Here is an 18,602-nt window from a genome sequence, read left to right as displayed (position 1 = left end):
CTTTTAGAATTCGTTGCAAGCTTTGGAAGGAGGGATCCATAATGGCTGATAAACAAACCCACGAGACAGAAACAGAACTTACACTGGATCAGGTAAAAGACCAGCTGACTGAAACTGGAAAAAAACGTGGCGTTTTAACATATGAAGAAATTGCTGAACGCATGTCCAGCTTTGAAATTGAATCAGACCAAATGGATGAGTATTATGAATTTTTAGGAGAACAAGGTGTTGAATTAATTAGTGAAAATGAAGAAACAGAAGATCCTAATATTCAACAGCTTGCCAAAGCCGAAGAAGAATTTGACCTTAATGACCTCAGCGTACCGCCTGGCGTAAAGATCAATGATCCAGTCCGCATGTACCTCAAGGAAATCGGACGGGTAAATCTTCTTTCTGCTAAAGAAGAAATCACCTACGCTCAAAAAATTGAAGAGGGTGACGAGGAATCTAAACGCAGATTGGCTGAAGCAAACCTTCGTTTAGTTGTCAGCATTGCTAAACGGTATGTCGGCCGCGGCATGCTTTTCTTAGACTTAATCCAAGAAGGAAACATGGGTCTCATGAAAGCCGTCGAAAAGTTTGACTACCGTAAAGGATATAAATTCAGTACGTATGCAACTTGGTGGATCAGACAGGCGATTACACGCGCCATCGCTGACCAGGCGAGAACGATTCGTATCCCTGTTCACATGGTGGAAACCATCAACAAATTAATCCGTGTGCAGCGTCAGCTTCTTCAGGATCTGGGCAGAGAGCCGACACCGGAAGAGATTGCTGAAGACATGGATCTTACGCCTGAAAAAGTCCGTGAAATATTAAAAATTGCCCAAGAGCCTGTTTCTTTAGAAACGCCGATCGGTGAGGAAGACGATTCACATCTCGGTGATTTCATCGAAGACCAGGAAGCGACGTCTCCGTCGGATCATGCGGCATATGAGCTTTTGAAAGAACAGCTGGAAGACGTGCTGGATACGTTGACGGATCGTGAAGAAAACGTGCTGCGTCTCCGTTTCGGTCTGGATGACGGACGCACAAGAACGCTGGAAGAAGTCGGCAAAGTGTTTGGAGTAACGAGAGAGCGTATTCGCCAAATTGAAGCAAAAGCGCTTCGCAAATTGAGACATCCGAGCAGAAGCAAACGTCTGAAGGATTTTCTCGAATAGAATGGAACGGGTCTGTTGATCCGTTCTTTTTTATGTATAAGATATATGGATAATATACCTTTATTTTACTGGATAAGCATTTGTTTTGCAAATGAGTTCGGAAAAATGCGGCATGTCCTTTTAAGGGGGATAATGAGATAAGTTTATTTATATTCCTTATTGTAAGCGTATACAATTCATTATACAATAGAATAAAGATAATTTTGGATAAACAAAACAGTTATTTTTGTTTTATGTATAAATTGTGAAATCAGTGAAATGGCTTAATGAGACCATTTACATTTTGTAAAAATAAGTTAGAATTAGAAGTGTTTACATAGGGGGAGAATGAAAAAAGGGGGATGGAGATATGAAGTGGAATCCGCTGATTCCTTTTTTGCTCATTGCAGTTCTGGGAATAGGGCTGACTTTCTTTCTGTCAGTGAAAGGAAATGGAGATGCGCATCAGATCGCAAGCGGCGGTGAAAGCAAAAATGCCGAAAAGGAAACTGCAAACGCTTCACCTGAAGAAATTTATAAAGCGAACTGCATCACCTGTCACGGGGAAAACTATGAAGGTGTCTCAGGGCCGAACTTAAAAGGCGTCGGCAAAAGAAAAGATGTCGCTGCGATTAAAACAAGAATTGAAAAGGGCGGCAACGGGATGCCTGCAGGCCTTGTTCCGGCCGAAAAGCTGGATGACATGGCAAAATGGGTTTCTAAGATTAAATAAAATTTTACCGGTCCCTATATAAAAGACATATGAAAAACTCTATCCGCCGCTTGGATTCCGGGCGGTTTTTTTATATGATAGTAAAGGAAAAAGAACCTGAGAAAAGTTGTGATATTGTGAATGAAATGAAGTTATCTAAAAGATTGCAGTCTGTAGCGGAATATATCCCTCCGGGTGCCCTGGTTGCTGATATCGGGTCAGACCATGCGTATCTTCCTTGCTATGCCGTTTTGAATCATTTAGCGAGCCGCGCAATTGCCGGTGAAATTACAGACGGGCCGTTTCTATCCGCCAAACAGCAGGTGGAAAAACTGGACTTAAGCACTCTTATCTCCGTAAGGAAAGGTGACGGGCTGAGCGTCCTTGAAAAGGGAGAAGCGGGCGCCATTACAATTGCGGGCATGGGCGGAGCGCTGATCGCTCATATTTTGGAGTCCGGAAAAACAAAACTGACGGGGCGTGAACGGCTGATTCTGCAGCCGAATATTCATGCCGTTCATATAAGAGAGTGGCTTTATCAGGAAGGCTATGAACTGATTGATGAAGTGATCCTTGAAGAAGACGGAAAGTGTTATGAAATACTCGTCGCGGAAACCGGCGACCGTGATGCACCTTATCGGGACATCTCGATGGCTGCCGGAATGCTTGCCGGTCCGTTTTTGTTAAAAGAGAAGAATGAAGTGTTTCTTCGGAAATGGAGCCAGGAACTTAAGCATACTGAACAAATTTATGAACAGATCAGCCGCAGCGCAAAGCATGAAAACCAAGAAAAATTAGCTGAGCTGAAAGAGCGGATCTCTCTGCTGAAGGAGGTAATCGGACATGCCTAAACATGTAAACGGACAGGAAATCATCCAGCTGTTTGAACAATTTTCACCGAAGGCTTTTGCGGTGGAAGGAGACAAAATCGGTCTGCAGATCGGCACATTGAATAAGCCGGTGAAAAACGTCATGGTGACGCTGGATGTTCTGGAACAAACGGTGGATGAAGCTATTGAGAAAAAGGTTGACTTAATTATCGCTCACCATCCGCCGATTTTTCGGCCGCTTAAACAGATCACCACTGATCAGCCCGGCGGAAGACTGATTGAGAAATGTATAAAGCATGATATTGCCGTATATGCGGCTCATACGAATCTTGATGTGGCGGACGGCGGAGTTAACGATCTGCTTGCGGAAGCTCTCGGCCTGACAGATACGGAAGTGCTCGTCCCGACATATTCGGACCCGCTGAAAAAGCTTGCCGTGTTTGTCCCGAAAGACTATGAAGAAGCTGTCAGAACCGCACTTGGCAATGCAGGAGCGGGACATATCGGCAATTACAGCCATTGCGCGTTTTCTTCTGAGGGAATCGGCAGCTTTAAGCCTCTGGACGGAGCGGACCCGTTTATCGGACAGACGGGAGAATTGGAACTCGTTCATGAAGTGAGACTTGAGACCATTTTTCCGGCAAGTATGGAGAAAGCCGTCGTAAAAGCGCTGAAAAAAAGCCATCCGTATGAAGAGGTGGCGTATGATATTTATCCGGTGGAGCAGTCTCCGCTTGAAAAAGGGCTCGGCCGCATCGGAAAACTTCAGCAGGACATGACGCTTGAAGAGTTTGCGCTGTTTGTAAAAGAGAAGTTTGACGTTAACGGAGTCCGGATGGTCGGAGAGCGAAACAGCAAGGTGAAAAAAGTCGCAGTGCTTGGCGGAGACGGAAATAAATATATTTATCAGGCAAAGCGGAAGGGTGCAGATGTTTATGTGACGGGCGACCTTTATTTTCATGTAGCGCATGACGCGATGATGATGGGGTTAAACGTCGTGGATCCTGGGCATTACGCTGAAAAGATCATGAGAAAAGGCACAGCAGAGAAGCTTACGGCAATGGCCGGAGAGAAAAACTATGACGTGCGTATTTTCGCTTCCGAAACAGATACAAATCCATTTGCCTTCTTATAAAAAAACTGAGGCCGCGGCCTCAGTTTTTTATTTTTACTTTTGGAAGGATTTTTTTGAGCGGCACATTGTGCTCAAGCTGCCATGTAGACTCATCGTTATGGTCGAACTGCTCTAAAAAGCGGATTACTTCCTTTGTAATCGGTGTCGGTGTTGACGCGCCTGCGGTAACGGCGACGGTATTGACGTCTTTCAGCCATTCGAGCTTCAGTTCACTGATGTCACCGATGCGATAGGCTTTTGTTCCGGCGATTTCTTCCGACACTTGAGCCAGTCTGTTGGAGTTATTGCTTTTCGGATCGCCGACAACAATGGTTAAGTCCGCTTTTTTTGCCTGCTCTGATACAGCTTCTTGACGAACCTGTGTGGCCAGGCAGATTTCCTGATGATATTCCACGTGCGGATACTTTTCTTTGACTGATTCCATAATATCATGGACGTCCCACTGGGACATTGTCGTTTGGTTAGTAACGATTAATTTTTCAGCCTGAATATCGAGGTTTCTCACGTCTTCCTCTGTTTCAACGAGATGAACGATTTCAGGGGCGACGCCGACGGCTCCTTCAGGCTCAGGGTGGCCTTTTTTGCCGATATAAATGACGTGATAGCCTTCCGCTTTTACTTTTCGGATTAAGTCATGTGTTTTTGTGACGTCCGGGCATGTGGCGTCAATCGTAACAAGCCCTTTTTCCTCAGCGGCTTTTCTTACTTCCGGAGATACTCCGTGAGCCGTGAAAATAACGGTTCCTTTTTCAATCTGCTTTAAAATCTCCAGACGGTTTGTGCCGTCAAGCGTGTAAATGCCGTCTTCTTCAAACGCATCTGTGACATGCTTATTGTGAACGATCATTCCGAGTATATATATAGGTCTTGGCAGTGTTTTATCGAGTGACGCGTTTTTGGCTATGACCATGGCATCAACAACGCCGTAACAATAGCCGCGCGGCGAGATTTTGATAACGTCCAATGTAGATGTCCTCCTATCAAAAGTGAGTGTAGAGGCAATATAAAAAGCCGTAGTTAAACGGCTTAAATCTTGCATTCTTCTGATCTCATTATAGCTAATCTTTCGTGAGATATCAAAGAATGTTAAATATATAATTTCGGTTTTGATCTGCCCGATGTTCTTTTTGGACGCGGCCGTTCTTCTGATTTTGCTTCAGCGTCATCTTTTTCTTTTGAAGCGGATGCTTTTTCAGACGTTTTCTTTGACGTTTTAGACGAGGCGTCTGATTTGTTTTCATCTTCTGTTTCGTCTGTTTTTTCAGCTTCATCCTTTTTGTCTTGTTCGTCTGTTTCTTTTGTCTCGTCAGATTTATTCTCATCTTTATCTTCTGTCTCATCATCGTTGCTGCTTAACTGACTGTAAAGCTTCATCATGGCGGGCAGATTCCGTACTAAAGGGCCGTACTGCTGGATCATCGGCGTAACCTGCTGCGCCACGCCCAGCACCTTCTGGACGTTGCCGAGCATGCTCGACAGGGATGCCGGACTTGCCAGACTCTGAATCCCCTGCAATCCCTGCAGTCCGGCGCCTGCTCCTCCGCTGGCCGCTGTCGGAGCGGACGCGGCAGCGCTTCCTCCTGAACCGGGTAAAAAACGGGAAAGCATTCCTTTTAAGCCCCCTCCGCCTGTGCCTGCGTTTCTCAGGCCTGCTCCTGCAATCTGCTGCTGAGGGAATAACTGCCGGCCCTGCTGCATCAGCTGCCGGCCCGGCAATGACGGTCTGCCTCCCATCATCATACGCGGATTCATCAACGGCCGGCCCTGCTGCGCCATATTTCTCATCGGCTGCTGTGGAAACATACTTGTACCTCCTTTCTGTCTCTCTGCTATTACAATATGCATCGGAGGGGGCATTTGCTTTTCTATCTCGAAAACAGGATTCCCCCAAGACATGGTGTTTTTAAGTGAAATCGGTTATAATGTGATGATGGACACAGAATGTGCCGCTTTAAGGAGCTGGGAAAAATGAAAGAAACTAAATTTGATGGATACAACTTAAAACCGTTTATTATAGATGCAGTTCACCGCCTTGGTTTTTATGAACCGACAGATATTCAAAAGAGGCTGATACCTGCTGTATTGAAAAACGAAAGCGTCATCGGGCAGTCCCAAACGGGAACGGGAAAAACCCACGCCTATTTATTGCCTATCCTGAATCGGATTGATCCGGGTTCTGATACGGTACAGGCTGTTATCACAGCGCCGACGAGAGAGCTTGCCAATCAGATTTATCAGGAAGCGCTTAAAATCACACAGGGTGCAGAAGACGAGCAGATCCGGACAAAATGCTTTATCGGCGGAACGGACAAGCAAAAATCGATTGATAAGCTGAAAACACAGCCTCATCTCGTCGTCGGAACTCCGGGCCGGATTGCGGATCTGATTAAGGCGCAGGCATTGAACGTCTATAAAGCGCAGTCTCTCGTCATTGACGAAGCTGATCTGATGCTTGATTTGGGGTTTTTGGAAGACGTTGATTACATCGGGTCGCGTATGCCGGAAGAACTTCAGATGCTTGTTTTCTCAGCTACGATTCCGGAAAAGCTGAAGCCGTTTTTGAAAAAGTATATGGAAAATCCGAAATACGCGCATGTTGAGCCGAAAAGAATCACAGCCGAAAAGATTGAACATGTTTTGGTTCCTTCTAAACAGCGTGATAAAGACAAGCTGCTTTTTGATATGATGTCTAATCTGAATCCGTATTTGGGCATTGTGTTTGCAAATACGAAAAACACTGCTGACCATATTGCGAAATACCTGACTGAAAAAGGCATGAGAATCGGCCTTCTGCACGGGGGATTAACGCCGCGTGAGCGTAAAAAGGTAATGAAGCAGATTAATGATCTGGAGTTCACTTATGTCATTGCGACAGACCTTGCGGCAAGAGGAATTGACATTAAAGGCGTAAGCCATGTCATCAACTACGAGCTTCCGGACGATCTGGATTTTTATGTTCACCGCGTAGGAAGAACAGCGCGCGCCGGCTCATCAGGCCAAGCACTGACCATTTATGAGCTTTCTGACGAAGATGCGCTCGTAAGACTCGAGAAGATGGGCATTGAGTTTGCTTATGCGGAGCTTGTAAACGGAGAATGGAAAAAAGGCGATGACCGCCACCGCCGCAAGAAACGTAAAAAGACGGAAAATGAGGCAGACCAAATTGCGAAGCGCCTTGTGAAAAAGCCGAAAAAAGTAAAACCGGGCTATAAAAAGAAAATGAGCTATGAAATGGAAAAAATCAGAAGAAAACAGAGAAGAAACCAATCTAACAAAGGGAAGTAGGGGGAATCGGGTTGCTGAAAATAGGTTCACACGTCTCAATGAGCGGAAAACATATGCTCCTTGCCGCAAGCAAGGAAGCCGTTTCGTACGGGGCGAACACATTTATGATATATACGGGCGCTCCCCAAAATACGCGCCGCAAAAAAATTGAAGACTTGAATATTGAAGCGGGCCGCGCCCATATGAAGGAAAATGGCATCGACGAGATTGTCGTGCATGCGCCATATATCATTAACATCGGAAATACGACTAATCCGGCAACGTTTGAGCTGGGCGTTGATTTTCTCCGTTCTGAAATTGAAAGAACGGCAGCGATCGGCGCGAAACAGATCGTGCTTCATCCAGGGGCGCATGTCGGTGCCGGGGCTGAAACGGGCATCAAAAAAATCATTGAAGGATTAAACGAAGTGATTGATCCGGATCAAAGCGTGCAGATCGCGCTGGAGACAATGGCGGGAAAAGGGTCAGAATGCGGAAGAAGCTTTGAAGAGCTTGCCGAGATCATTGCGGGCGTTACACATAATGAACATCTTTCCGTCTGCTTTGACACTTGCCATACGCATGATGCAGGATATGATGTTGCCAATGATTTTGACGGTGTTCTCAATGAGTTTGATAAAATCGTCGGCATCGACCGGATAAAAGTCCTTCATGTGAACGACAGTAAAAATATCAGGGGAGCCCGGAAAGACCGTCATGAAAATATCGGGTTCGGTGAGATCGGTTTTAACGCGCTGCAGTACATTGTTCATCACGAGCAGCTGGCCGATATTCCGAAAATCCTTGAAACACCGTATGTGGGCGAAGACAAAAAAAATAAGAAGCCGCCATACCGTTTTGAAATCGAAATGCTGAAAGAAAAGCAATTTGATAAGGAGCTTCTTGAAAAAATATTAGCTCAATAAGAAGAAGGAGGGGAATTCACCCCTCCTTTTTTTACCCTGAGAATTGATTGAAAAGTTCGTCAACTTTCCGTGCCGTTTCTTTTGAGGTTATCGTTTCCACTTTTTTCAGCAGGCGCAGCCGCTCCTGTTCGTCAAAAATATTGATGTTTTTTCCGTGCATCAGAGCCGCTACCTCAGCCGCTTGACTTCTCGTAATGCTGATTCCGTATTGCTTGGAATATTTCAGGAGATCGTCCGCAGTGACTTGATTGAGCCGCTGCAAAATAATTCTTTGTATTAAAATCATCGATACTTTCACCTCTTTAAATATAATGTATTGAGCAAATCATTAAAATGTTACAGCTTTTAATGGTAAAATGAAGTTGCTTACTGTTTAAAATAGTTATTAAAGGAAAGGAGATTTTATGACCCCAAATAAACAGCATAAAAGAGAGTCATTTTTACACTTTATCTTCAGGGTCATCTTGATTCTGGTCGGAGCGGGCTCAGCCGCCGCAAGTATTGAATTGTTTCTGGTCCCAAATAATGTGATCGACGGAGGAATTATCGGTGTTTCATTAATTTTAGACCACCTCTTTATGTCCAATCCCATCCTCAATTTCGCCTTATTCGTTGTGTTACTCAACATTCCATTTATGATTTTCGGGTATAAATATATCGGAAAAACATTTCTCATCTCTACGGTTATCGGGATCGTCGGTTTAGCGCTGATTGAATCCTCATTGCATCATGTGGAGGCCATTACGACCCAGCCTATTTTGGCGACGGTATTCGGGGGGCTTTTGCTCGGTTTCGGGGTAGGCCTTGTCATCCGAAACGGAGGCTCGATGGACGGTACTGAGATCCTCGGTATCCTTCTCACAAAAAAGCTGCCCTTTTCAGTCGGAGAATTCGTTATGCTCATTAATGTGTTTATTTTTATTTGGGCCGGTTTTGTATACGGGCCGGAGCAGGCGATGTATTCTTTCATGACTTATTATATTGCCATGAAGACGATTGACGCCGTCATCCAGGGTCTTGATGAAACGAAAGCGGTCATTATTGTAGCCGACCAGTACGCGGAAATTTCAGACGCGATTTTGCACCGGCTTGGACGGGGCACCACCAAGCTTCAGGGAAAAGGCGGATATACGGATGAATCCAAAGAAGTCATTTACGCGGTCGTGACAAGGCTTGAAGTGACAAAATTGAAATCCATTGTGTTTGAAATTGATAAAAACGCATTTATTACGATCATGAATACACATGAAACGAGGGGCGGTAAGTTCAAAACCGCGATTCACTAGGCTTTCATTTACTTTTCATCATTTTATAGGTATAATTTTATACAGCATAGGAAAATGGCCTGCTGTTCAGACAGCTGCCATTTTCTTTTTGGAGCGATACCGTGATGTAAAGGGGAGGTCCTCATGAACGTACAAGAAGCGTTGAACCTGCTGAAAGAAAAAGGGTATAAATATACGAGTAAGCGAGAAGACATGCTGCAGCTTTTTGCTGATTCTGATAAATATCTGACCGCCAAAAACGTGCTTGCCGCATTAAATGACGACTACCCGGGTCTGAGCTTTGATACCATATACAGAAATCTTTCTTTATATGAAGAACTCGGCATTTTGGAAACAACGGAGCTTTCCGGGGAAAAACTGTTCCGTTTTACATGCTCTTATACTCACCACCATCACCATTTTATCTGTTTAACCTGCGGGAAAACGAAGGAAATTGAGTCCTGTCCGATGGATAAGCTTCACGATAATTTGGAAGGGTATGACATCAGCGGTCATAAATTTGAAATTTACGGCACCTGTCCGGCGTGCCGATAAAAAAACCTCCTGTATAAGCAGGAGGTTTTTTTCAGCTTTTGACATGCTGAAGGCTGTGTTTGTTTTTATTGATCCAGGCGACGGCTTCAAGCCAATTCCGCACCCTGATAATATTGGAATCGATGGGGAGCTGATTGTAAGGGGAATCAAAAAGGATAACCGGAATGCCCGCTTCTTTTGCGATCATTGTCGCGTTGCCGTGGTGATCTTCAAAAAACAGATCGATGCCGTGTTTTTTGACGGCCTCCACTTTGTGATGGCCTCCGACAAGCTCAATGTGATCATAATGAATGTCCCGGTTTGCAAACCAGTCCAGCGTTACATCTTCTAAGTGGCCGCGTCTTGCCGTTATGTAAATGAGACGATGTTCTTCTTTCAGCCCGTCCAGCGCTTGCTTGGCAAATTCCGCGAGCTTTGCTTCTTTATATATGACTGCTTCATGAACATTCATCCATTCCCAAAATTCCTCGGTTGTAATGTTCAAAAGCTTAGTCAGATCATAATCAGTCATATCATCCAAAGTAATAGAAAGATGAAATGAGCGGTTTAAATAAGGGACAAATGTATCCTGTGCCGTAACCGTGCCGTCAATATCTATACCTAACCGTAACATGTCCACACTCCTATATTTTCATCCCTTCAAGTGTAACATAAACAATTAACAATACCAGCAAAGTTTAGCAAACATGATTCCGTAAAAAACGCGGAAACTAAAAAAGCTCCATTCATAAAAGAAAAAGGGGGAATTGAAGGTGGCATACGATTACGAAAATCGAAAAGGCAACGACTACTATGTGGATCATGGATCGGAAGGAACGGATATCACGCGTGATGTTTATTCAGAAGAAACAGCGGCTGAAATTGCAGAGCCATATCGCGCTTCTGACCGGACAGCAGACCGCGATGATAACCGGGACGGAGTAAGTGAAGGCCGGGGGATAGGGTATGCAGCATTGGCTATTTCTATCATTTCCCTGTTTGTGCTCCCTGTTTTATTAGGAGCATGCGGCATTATCGTCGGCTATATCGCCAGAAGAAGAGGAGCAGGCGCTTTAGGCGGATGGGCGATGGGAATCGGTATAGTTTCCCTTGTGCTGGGCATATTCATTACACCGTTTTTCTAAAACACAAAAAAAAGCTTGGCGGAATATCCGTCAAGCTTTTTGTGTGTCTTGTTCTGCTTTGGCTTTTTCCGCCTCAAGCTTTGCGTAGTGTTCTTCTGCCAGCTTGTCGATTTCTTTTTTCAGCTCTTCGACCATTGTTTCTTCAGGGACTTTGCGGACGATTTGGCCTTTGCGGAAAAGCAGTCCTTCGCCGCGCGCTCCGGCAATACCGATATCGGCTTCTCTCGCTTCGCCTGGTCCGTTAACGGCGCATCCGAGAACGGCTACTTTAATCGGCGCTTTTACTTTTGAAATGTATTCTTCCACTTCGTTTGCGATGCTGATGAGATCAATTTCGATCCGTCCGCATGTCGGGCATGAAATAAGCGTAGCCGCGTTTGAAGCGAGACCGAACGATTTCAGCAGCTCTCTGGCTACTTTTACTTCTTCAACCGGGTCAGCGCTCAGAGAGATCCGGAGCGTGTTTCCGATTCCTTTGCTTAAAATCGCTCCGAGTCCGGCCGCGCTTTTTACCGTACCGGCAAACAGCGTGCCTGATTCTGTAATTCCGAGGTGGAGCGGATAATCAAATGCTTTTGACGCTTTTTCGTATGCTTCTATGGCGAGATTGACGTCAGACGCTTTCATACTGACGATGATGTCGTGGAAATCAAGATCTTCCAGGATTTTAATGTGATGAAGCGCGCTCTCAACCATTCCGTCAGCAGTCGGGTAGCCGTACTTTTCCAAAATGCGTTTTTCCAATGATCCTGCATTTACGCCGATCCGGATCGGAATTCCTTTTTCTTTCGCCGCTTTTACGACGGCTTCCACTTTTTCGCGCCGGCCGATGTTTCCCGGGTTGATTCTGATTTTGTCGGCGCCGCCCTCGATTGCTTTTAAGGCAAGCTTGTAATCAAAATGAATATCGACAACGAGAGGGATCGAAATTCTTTTTTTGATGTCGGCAATCGCGTCAGCTGCGCGTTCGTCAGGGCATGCAACCCGGACAATTTGGCAGCCGGCTTCGGCTAATCGGTTGATTTCCGCTACTGTTGCTTCTACGTCGTGTGTTTTGGTCGTCGTCATACTCTGAATGACGACTTCGTTATTTCCGCCTATTGTTAAAGGTCCCACTGTGACGGGACGCGTTTTTGTACGATGTGTGATTTCACTCACTTGTCAATCGCTCCTTAATTGTAGTTACCGCTTTTGAGGCAGAGCCTTTTACATGTCAGGCAACTTCTATTTACATGTTATATTGTAACAGTGTATTTGCCGAACTGACAAGAAATTAACGTTTAATTACGGTAGACGGGGAATTTATAAGCGGTGCCTGCCTGAATGGCGTTTGCTTTTACATTCGGATTCAGCGTTTCAAAATCTTGCGCAATATCTTCCGGCGCTTTATGTGCGCCGACTATCGACATCACCGTATCACCTTTTTTGACCGTAACCGTTCTGTATGATGCTTCCTGTTTTGCAGGCTGAGCCGCCGCCGCTGCGTATGCAGGAAGGTCTTGAGCAGGGATTGTCCCGATTTTCAGATCGTAAAAGATAATAAATATCACAAATAAACTGCCGAATAAAAAAGTAAGCCGCTTCATTCCAACCGCCTCCCGCATACATTTTTACTTCATTGTATGCTTGTCCCATTTTGTTCATGACAAAAAAGAAGACTGCCTCAGGCAGTCTTACACAGCTGTTTTTCTTGGCGGTATCTCTTTTAAGACGAGAAAAAGGATGATAAAGTTTACAAACCAATTCACTAAAAATTCACTCGGCACCGTAATGACAAGCGCGCGCATAATCGTAAAGAATATGGTGGAGAGCGTTATGGAATAAGCCGAAAGCTTCCAGAGCTGCTGATAATTCAATGTCTTTCTTTGCGCATTTTTTATGATCAGGCCGATGACGGCGAGAAATGAGACTTCAATGAATTTGCCGGCTGCTGTCATGATGAACAGCAAAATGGAAAGGACGGTGACGATCATCGTTTTATTTTGGTTTAAAGCTGATATGATTTCTTTTTTTGTGATATCAGCAGGCATTAATGAATAATTCATTTCTGTCGCCTGTCCGTCTACAGCAAGCACCATTTTATTTTTTAAAATGCCGATCGCGTTTTGTTTCGCCGCTATTTGTTTCGCGCCGTAAGCATCAGTGGGATCAAACACGATGACAAACCCGTTCGCTTCCGTTTCCTTGGAGGCGGAGGCTTTCGTCTGCAATTCGCCGTTTGAAATTTTGAAATCAGGGAAATCTTTTTCTAACACGGTTTTGAAACCGTTCATTGAGTTTACGGTGCCGGAGCTAAGGTAATAAGCGCTCGGCAGCGTAAAAAGGACAGACAGCAAAAATACATAAAGGATCGCTTTTCCTATCCCTTGAAACCGTGTTTTCGCAATATCTGCCGGAGAGTATGTACTTTTCAATAAAGCCGTAAATATGTTCAACATCTTCACTTCCTATCCTAAACTGGTATATGTTGCTTATTGTATCGTTCACAGGGGATGAACACAAGCGAGAGTATTTAAAGCGGTGATAAGGAATCATACATAATAAGAAAAAAGCGGAATGCGGTGATCGCTCCGCAAAACAAAGGAGGGTGTTTATGTTATGAGTGTTTTGTATTGGGTGATTATCATCGCGGTCTTCGCCGTTGCTTTTATCGGTCTGGTGTATCCGGTGATTCCAAGCGTTATTTTTATAGTGGCTGGTTTTCTCCTTTACGGATTTTTGTTTTCCTTCAGCCCGTATTCCTACCTGTTCTGGCTCATTGAGGCGGTATTTGCGGCCGTTTTATTTGCAGCTGACTATGTGTCAAATTTACTTGGCATTAAAAGGTACGGCGGGAGCAGGGCGGCGATCTGGGGAAGCACGATCGGATTATTGATCGGGCCTTTTGTTATTCCCGTGGCGGGCATTATTTTAGGCCCGTTTATCGGTGCTGTCTGCGCTGAGGTGTTTGTTCATCAAAAGGATATTAAATCCGCTGCAAAAGTGGGGCTGGGCTCTTTAATCGGCTTTTTAACAAGCGTCGTCGCCAAAGGAGTCATTCAGCTCTTTATGATCGGATACTTCTTGTGGACGGTGCTTTAGAAGGTTTAATTTCGGCTGTGAACGGATAAAGTGTAGTATGTCTGCTGGAATCGCCGGATTGTGAGCTTTTTCATTGATTACCATGCTTTCTTTTGTTACATTGAGATTAGAAAAGTTCGCGCATAGCGGCATTTCAGTACATATATTTAAAGGAGGAAAAAAATTATGGCTTACAAACTTCCAGAATTGCCTTACGCTTATGATGCTTTAGAACCGCATATCGATAAGGAAACGATGACGATTCACCATACGAAGCACCATAACACATACGTTACAAACCTGAACAAAGCGATCGAAGGATCAGCGCTTGCAGAGAAATCCGTAGATGAGCTTGTTGCTGATTTAAACGCAGTGCCGGAGGATATCCGCACGGCTGTCCGCAACAATGGCGGCGGACATGCGAACCACTCTTTATTCTGGACTCTTTTATCTCCGAACGGCGGAGGCGAACCGACTGGTGAGCTTGCTGAAGAGATCAAAAGCACATTCGGAAGCTTCGATCAATTTAAAGAAAAATTCGCTGCAGCAGCTGCCGGCCGTTTCGGTTCTGGCTGGGCTTGGCTTGTTGTAAACAACGGCAAACTTGAAATTACAAGCACGCCAAACCAAGATTCACCGCTTTCAGAAGGCAAAACGCCTATCCTCGGTCTTGACGTTTGGGAGCACGCTTACTACCTGAACTACCAAAACCGCCGTCCTGATTACATTTCAGCTTTCTGGAATGTTGTGAATTGGGATGAAGTTGCCCGTCTTTACAGCGAAGCAAAATAATTGATTTAAATCATCACAAGGTCTCCTGCGGGAGGCCTTGTTTTTTTATTGACTTTGATTCCTTTTACATATCTCAGTTTGAGTGAGACAGACTAATGTGTAGTAAAGGGGAGTCAATGATGAGCAAAATAAAAAAAATTATCGGCGACATCGAAGTAAATAAAGGGCTGCTGCTGTTATTGACGATTGGCGGCCTTTACTCTTTGGGCATCGCGCTGTCAAATACATTTGTCAACGTGTATTTGTGGAAGCAATCGGGAAAATTTATTGATTTGGCCATATACAATTTATCGGTCGTGACGATGCAGCCGTTTACCTTTCTGCTGGCAGGGCGGCTGGCTAAAAAAATTGACAGGGTGTTTATTCTCAGGTTCGGCGTTATCTTTTTGGCTGCTTTTTATTTAAGTGTGCTGCTTGCCGGGCAAAATGCGGCTTCCCGTCTCGTTTTGATAGGGGCCGTGCTTGGAGTGGGGTACGGCTTTTACTGGCTGGCTTTTAATGTGCTGACTTTCGAAATAACAGAGCCTGAAACGAGAGATTTTTTTAACGGATTTTTAGGCATTTTGTCTTCATCGGCGGGGATGATCGGTCCGATTGTGGCCGGATATGTCATTTCAAGACTTGAAAACAATACGGGTTATACAGTCATTTTCAGCCTGTCGCTCGGCTTATTTGCTCTCGCCGTGGTCATGAGCTTTTTTCTGAAACGGAGGGAGTCGAAAGGCCGTTTTATGCTGAAAAAAGTTTTTGATGAGCGCCACACGAATCTGAATTGGCGCCGGATTACCAACGCGCACTTTTTTCAAGGCTTGAGAGAAGGGATTTTTGTTTTTTTAATCAGCGTATTTGTGTTCATTGCGACAAACAGTGAACTGGCGCTCGGGACGTTCGGCCTCGTTAATTCTGCGGTTTCTTTTTTTGCCTATTATTTTGCATCAAGGCTCATCAAAAAAAGAGCGCGTAAAAAGGCGATTCTTATCGGCGGATTGATTGTGTACGGCGCCCTGTTTCTCATAATTTTTCATATGAGCTTCACGACGCTTCTTATGTACGGAGTGTTTATTGCCATCGGCTATCCCGTTCTGCTTGTGCCGTATGTCTCGCTTACATATGATGTGATAGGCCGGGCGCGGCTTGCCAGAAAGGCCAGAATTGAATACATTGTGCTCAGGGAATTGTTTTTAAATGCAGGCCGGATCGTTTCCATCCTGTGCTTCCTTTTGATCGTTACATTGCTGAAGGAAAAAGTGGGAATACCGACGGCGCTCGTGCTGCTCGGAGCCGGCCATCCGCTGATTTATTACTTTATAAAAGACATTAAACTGGATGCGGAAACTTCTGATGAAACAGTGGAAGAAGACCGACAAAAACGGGCGGCTGAACCGAATTTTATAAAAGGAGAAAGATAAAAGGGTTATCTGTAGAAAAATATCGAAAAAACCTTTAGAATGAAAATGGCACCTGAAAAGAGGGTGTCATTTCTTTCTGTAAATAAGAAAAGGTGATGTCATGAGGAGAAATAAAAAGAAAATAGCAGTAAACAAAGAAAAGAAAAAATCACTGCCGATCCGGCTTAATTTTTTGTTTTTGGCCGCGTTTCTTATTTTTACGTGGATTATCGTCGAGCTTGGCATCAAGCAGATCGTTCAGGGTGATGACTATAAAAACGCCGCCAACAAGCAAGAGGAGTCTGATGTCAGCACGGCGGTTCCGAGAGGGAAAATATACGACCGGAACCTTAATCCCATCGTAACGAATAAAGCATTAAATGCGATTACATATACACGTTCAGCCTCAACCACCCAGGCGCAGCGTTTAAAAATCGCAAAAAAATTGTCTGGTATGATTAAGGTAAGCACCAAAAAGGTGACTGAACGGGACAAAAAAGACTATTGGATGTTAACGAGGCCTGATGAGGCAAAAAAACTGATTACGGCAAAAGAAAAGCAAAAAGCTGAGGACAAAAAGCTGTCTGACGATGATTTATACCAGCTTCAGCTGAAACGGATCACGGACAAACAGCTGAACGAACTCACTTCAAAAGATATGCAGGTCCTTGCGATCAAAAGGCAGATGGATTCAGGCTACTCACTGACTCCTCAATACATCAAAAATGAAGGTGTGTCGGCTAAAGAAATGGCCGTCGTCAGCGAACATTTAGATGAACTGCCGGGGGTTGACGTGACGTCTGACTGGGAACGGTCTTATCCAAATAAAGGATTATTAAAATCAGTTCTCGGCAGTGTCTCGAGTTCCAATGAAGGGCTCCCTTCAAACCTTCTTGAACATTATTTGTCGCTAGGCTATAGCAGGAATGACAGGGTTGGAAAAAGTTATTTAGAGTATCAATATGAAAATCTGCTCCAGGGACAAAAAGAAAAAGTGAGAAACGTAACTGACTCCTCTGGAAACGTGACAGATACTGAAACGGTTACAAAAGGTAAAGCCGGTGACGATTTAGTGCTCACCATAGATACCGAATTGCAAAAAGACGTTGAAAAAATTATTGAGAAAAATTTAAGAGCGGCAAAGGCAAGACCAAGTACACAGCTGCTTGACAGGGCATTTGTCGTAATGATGGACCCGCGCAACGGAGAAGTGCTTACAATGGCGGGCAAACAAATTAAACAAGTAAACGGTAAATATAAAATTGATGATTATGCACTAGGAACAATGACGTCTTCTTATAACATGGGTTCAGCTGTAAAAGGAGCAACGCTGTTAACTGGTTATCAGACAGGTGCTATAAAAATCGGGAATATCTTTACGGACGAAGTTTTGAATATTAAAGATTCCCCTCCTAAAAAGTCGGTAAGTGTGATGGGACCGATAAATGATTTAACAGCTCTTGAGCGTTCCTCTAACGTATATATGTTTAAAACTGCGATTGCGATTGGTAAGGGTAAATATATATCGGGGCATTCATTGCCGCTTGATTACAGCGCATTCGATAAATTTCGTTATTACTTCAGTGAATTCGGTTTAGGTGTAAAAACGGGCATTGATCTTCCGAATGAAGCGACAGGATATGTGGGAACTAAAAGACAGTCAGGGTTCCTGCTTGACTTTGCGATCGGACAATTTGACACATATACACCGCTTCAAATGGCTCAGTATGTATCGACCATTGCCAATGGAGGCTTTCGTATGAAACCTCAAATCGTAAAAGAAGTACGAAAGCCTGATTCTAAAAAAGGTATCGGAGCCGTTGTTGAATCGGTTAACCCGGAAGTAATGAACCGCCTCGATATGACGGAAAGTGAAATTAAACGTGTTCAGCAAGGTTTTAAGCTTGTTATGCAAGGCGCTCAAGGTACTGCAAGAGCAAATTTTGCTAATAAAAGTTATAACCCTGCTGGTAAAACGGGAACCGCACAGGCCTTCTATGATGGTCCTATAAAATCAAGAACCGGCGCGTCTACTTACAACACAACACTTGTAGCTTATGCGCCTGCAGATCATCCTGAAGTTGCCATTTCGGTCGTAGTTCCATGGGCTTACGAAAATTACAATGACAGATATTCTATCACCAATGACATTGGGGAAGCGGTACTAGACAAATACTTCGAGCTGAAAAAGAAGCAAGAAGAAAATAATACGAAGCAGAAAAACGAAGATAAAATCCAGAAAGACGCTGAAAACGGCAATACAAATAACTGATAGAAAAAACGCTCACAACTTGTGGGCGTTTTTTTTATACAAAAAAACATCCGGATTTACAAAACCTTAACATTTGATTTATACGCATTTTACACGAACCCTTTACTCTATACGTGTAGGACAAATTACACATTAAA

The 18,602-nt window shown here is 44.3% G+C and carries 20 protein-coding genes; 13 read left to right on the top strand and 7 right to left on the bottom strand.

Translation table 11 applies throughout. The features are described 5' to 3' along the window. The first annotated feature begins 41 nt into the window (after positions 1-41). From rpoD to ACW5MY_RS11765, 4 genes are all read left to right on the top strand, one after another. A complete protein-coding gene (rpoD, locus tag ACW5MY_RS11780; RefSeq protein WP_013352911.1) occupies positions 42-1,163 on the top strand; it encodes an RNA polymerase sigma factor RpoD in 1,122 nt (373 codons plus the stop codon). A 349-nt stretch (positions 1,164-1,512) separates the two neighbouring features. Further along, a complete protein-coding gene (cccA, locus tag ACW5MY_RS11775) occupies positions 1,513-1,875 on the top strand; it encodes a cytochrome c550 (protein WP_013352910.1) in 363 nt (120 codons plus the stop codon). Between the two features lie 125 nt (positions 1,876-2,000). Beyond that, a complete protein-coding gene (locus tag ACW5MY_RS11770) occupies positions 2,001-2,705 on the top strand; it encodes a tRNA (adenine(22)-N(1))-methyltransferase (protein ID WP_088030688.1) in 705 nt (234 codons plus the stop codon). Next, a complete protein-coding gene (locus ACW5MY_RS11765) occupies positions 2,698-3,819 on the top strand; it encodes a Nif3-like dinuclear metal center hexameric protein (protein ID WP_013352908.1) in 1,122 nt (373 codons plus the stop codon). Before ACW5MY_RS11770 ends, ACW5MY_RS11765 begins: the two co-directional genes overlap by 8 nt. A gap of 19 nt (positions 3,820-3,838) precedes the next feature. Here the strand turns inward: ACW5MY_RS11765 and ACW5MY_RS11760 are convergent, their stop codons facing one another. Both ACW5MY_RS11760 and vrrA read right to left on the bottom strand, forming a co-directional pair. Beyond that, positions 3,839-4,783, bottom strand: coding sequence for a 4-hydroxy-3-methylbut-2-enyl diphosphate reductase (locus ACW5MY_RS11760; protein ID WP_013352907.1), 945 nt, complete (start codon positions 4,781-4,783; stop codon positions 3,839-3,841). Positions 4,784-4,905: 122 nt separating this feature from the next. Then, on the bottom strand, positions 4,906-5,622 hold the full coding sequence (gene vrrA / locus ACW5MY_RS11755; protein ID WP_013352906.1) for a VrrA/YqfQ family protein: 717 nt from the start codon (positions 5,620-5,622) through the stop codon (positions 4,906-4,908). Between the two features lie 165 nt (positions 5,623-5,787). On the opposite strand from vrrA, the gene ACW5MY_RS11750 reads away from it, so the two are divergent. Beyond that, the gene (locus ACW5MY_RS11750; protein ID WP_013352905.1) at positions 5,788-7,104 is read left to right on the top strand and encodes a DEAD/DEAH box helicase; all 1,317 of its coding nucleotides are present in this window, start codon (positions 5,788-5,790) and stop codon (positions 7,102-7,104) included. An 11-nt stretch (positions 7,105-7,115) separates the two neighbouring features. Beyond that, a complete protein-coding gene (locus tag ACW5MY_RS11745) occupies positions 7,116-8,009 on the top strand; it encodes a deoxyribonuclease IV (RefSeq protein WP_013352904.1) in 894 nt (297 codons plus the stop codon). Between the two features lie 31 nt (positions 8,010-8,040). Here the strand turns inward: ACW5MY_RS11745 and ACW5MY_RS11740 are convergent, their stop codons facing one another. Further along, positions 8,041-8,295, bottom strand: coding sequence for a DUF2624 domain-containing protein (locus ACW5MY_RS11740; protein ID WP_003153013.1), 255 nt, complete (start codon positions 8,293-8,295; stop codon positions 8,041-8,043). Positions 8,296-8,413: 118 nt separating this feature from the next. Between ACW5MY_RS11740 and ACW5MY_RS11735 the strand changes: the two genes are divergently transcribed. Together ACW5MY_RS11735 and ACW5MY_RS11730 are read left to right on the top strand one after the other, a co-directional pair. Next, on the top strand, positions 8,414-9,295 hold the full coding sequence (locus tag ACW5MY_RS11735; protein WP_013352902.1) for a YitT family protein: 882 nt from the start codon (positions 8,414-8,416) through the stop codon (positions 9,293-9,295). A 123-nt stretch (positions 9,296-9,418) separates the two neighbouring features. After that, positions 9,419-9,829 carry a Fur family transcriptional regulator gene (locus tag ACW5MY_RS11730; protein ID WP_013352901.1) on the top strand — a complete coding sequence of 137 codons (411 nt, stop codon included), beginning with the start codon at positions 9,419-9,421 and terminating at the stop codon, positions 9,827-9,829. 31 nt (positions 9,830-9,860) lie between these two features. Here the strand turns inward: ACW5MY_RS11730 and ACW5MY_RS11725 are convergent, their stop codons facing one another. Then, positions 9,861-10,442 carry a nucleotidase gene (locus ACW5MY_RS11725; RefSeq protein ID WP_013352900.1) on the bottom strand — a complete coding sequence of 194 codons (582 nt, stop codon included), beginning with the start codon at positions 10,440-10,442 and terminating at the stop codon, positions 9,861-9,863. Between the two features lie 133 nt (positions 10,443-10,575). Here ACW5MY_RS11725 and ACW5MY_RS11720 point away from each other — a divergent pair, with 133 nt between their 5' ends. Continuing rightward, positions 10,576-10,953: a DUF308 domain-containing protein gene (locus ACW5MY_RS11720; RefSeq protein WP_088030541.1), complete on the top strand. Its 378-nt coding sequence runs from the start codon at positions 10,576-10,578 to the stop codon at positions 10,951-10,953. Positions 10,954-10,983: 30 nt separating this feature from the next. Here ACW5MY_RS11720 and ispG read toward each other — a convergent pair whose 3' ends face one another. From ispG to ACW5MY_RS11705, 3 genes are all read right to left on the bottom strand, one after another. Beyond that, a complete protein-coding gene (gene ispG / locus ACW5MY_RS11715) occupies positions 10,984-12,102 on the bottom strand; it encodes a flavodoxin-dependent (E)-4-hydroxy-3-methylbut-2-enyl-diphosphate synthase (protein ID WP_172800832.1) in 1,119 nt (372 codons plus the stop codon). A gap of 131 nt (positions 12,103-12,233) precedes the next feature. Further along, entirely contained in the window at positions 12,234-12,539 is a 306-nt protein-coding gene (locus ACW5MY_RS11710) for a LysM peptidoglycan-binding domain-containing protein (RefSeq protein WP_013352897.1), read from the bottom strand. Between the two features lie 87 nt (positions 12,540-12,626). Further along, positions 12,627-13,391 (bottom strand): DUF1189 domain-containing protein, encoded by a 765-nt coding sequence (locus ACW5MY_RS11705; protein ID WP_013352896.1) that lies wholly within the window; start codon positions 13,389-13,391, stop codon positions 12,627-12,629. Positions 13,392-13,551: 160 nt separating this feature from the next. Between ACW5MY_RS11705 and ACW5MY_RS11700 the strand changes: the two genes are divergently transcribed. From ACW5MY_RS11700 to ACW5MY_RS11685, 4 genes are all read left to right on the top strand, one after another. Next, positions 13,552-14,034 carry a DUF456 domain-containing protein gene (locus ACW5MY_RS11700; RefSeq protein WP_013352895.1) on the top strand — a complete coding sequence of 161 codons (483 nt, stop codon included), beginning with the start codon at positions 13,552-13,554 and terminating at the stop codon, positions 14,032-14,034. A 165-nt stretch (positions 14,035-14,199) separates the two neighbouring features. Beyond that, positions 14,200-14,805, top strand: a complete 606-nt coding sequence (sodA, locus tag ACW5MY_RS11695; protein WP_014470669.1) for a superoxide dismutase SodA — start codon at positions 14,200-14,202, stop codon at positions 14,803-14,805. Between the two features lie 119 nt (positions 14,806-14,924). Further along, positions 14,925-16,214, top strand: coding sequence for an MFS transporter (locus tag ACW5MY_RS11690; protein ID WP_013352893.1), 1,290 nt, complete (start codon positions 14,925-14,927; stop codon positions 16,212-16,214). 100 nt (positions 16,215-16,314) lie between these two features. Then, a complete protein-coding gene (locus ACW5MY_RS11685; protein WP_013352892.1) occupies positions 16,315-18,465 on the top strand; it encodes a peptidoglycan D,D-transpeptidase FtsI family protein in 2,151 nt (716 codons plus the stop codon). The last annotated feature ends 137 nt before the right edge of the window (positions 18,466-18,602 follow it).

The sequence above is a fragment of the Bacillus sp. Bwzl_19 genome (genome assembly GCF_054900515.1).
This window is presented reverse-complemented; position numbering and strand designations above follow the sequence as displayed.